The sequence below is a fragment of the Streptococcus sp. NLN64 genome (assembly GCF_015831295.1).
In the GTDB taxonomy this organism is placed as follows: Bacteria; Bacillota; Bacilli; order Lactobacillales; family Streptococcaceae; genus Streptococcus.
In genome coordinates, this window is sequence record NZ_JADXDQ010000128.1 from 1 (window position 1) to 546 (window position 546).

At 47.4% G+C, this 546-nt stretch carries 3 tRNA genes and 1 rRNA gene; all 4 read left to right on the plus strand.

Going from position 1 to position 546, the window contains the following annotated elements:
- Positions 1-87: ribosomal RNA gene (rrf, locus tag I2503_RS09455) — 5S ribosomal RNA — on the plus strand; the annotation flags it as partial.
- Between the two features lie 25 nt (positions 88-112).
- Positions 113-185: transfer RNA gene (locus I2503_RS09460), tRNA-Val, on the plus strand.
- A 15-nt stretch (positions 186-200) separates the two neighbouring features.
- Positions 201-273 (plus strand) — tRNA-Asp (locus I2503_RS09465).
- A gap of 147 nt (positions 274-420) precedes the next feature.
- Positions 421-493 (plus strand) — tRNA-Lys (locus I2503_RS09470).
- Positions 494-546 lie beyond the last annotated feature (53 nt).

Consider the following 546-nt stretch of genomic DNA (forward strand, 5'->3'; position numbering starts at 1 on the left):
TGTTCCCATGCCGAACACAGCAGTTAAGCCCTAGAACGCCGGAAGTAGTTGGGGGTTGCCCCCTGTGAGATATGGTAGTCGCTTAGCAAATAGAAAGCTCAGGCTTTCTTATGGGAGTTTAGCTCAGCTGGGAGAGCATCTGCCTTACAAGCAGAGGGTCAGCGGTTCGATCCCGTTAACTCCCATAGTACGAAAGTACAGGTCCCGTAGTGTAGCGGTTATCACGTCGCCCTGTCACGGCGAAGATCGCGGGTTCGATTCCCGTCGGGACCGTTCAAAATGTACAGTGTACATTTTGAATGTATATATAAAGCAAACGAAAGTTTGCGCCAAAAAATGTACAGTGTACATTTTGAATGTATAAAAATGAAACAAGCATAAGCTTGTGACCTATAAACCAGTATTGCAGAATAGGGAACAGACTCGTTAGCTCAGTTGGTAGAGCAATTGACTTTTAATCAATGGGTCGCTGGTTCGAGCCCAGCACGGGTCATATGCGGGTTTGGCGGAATTGGCAGACGCACCAGATTTAGGATCTGGCGCTTT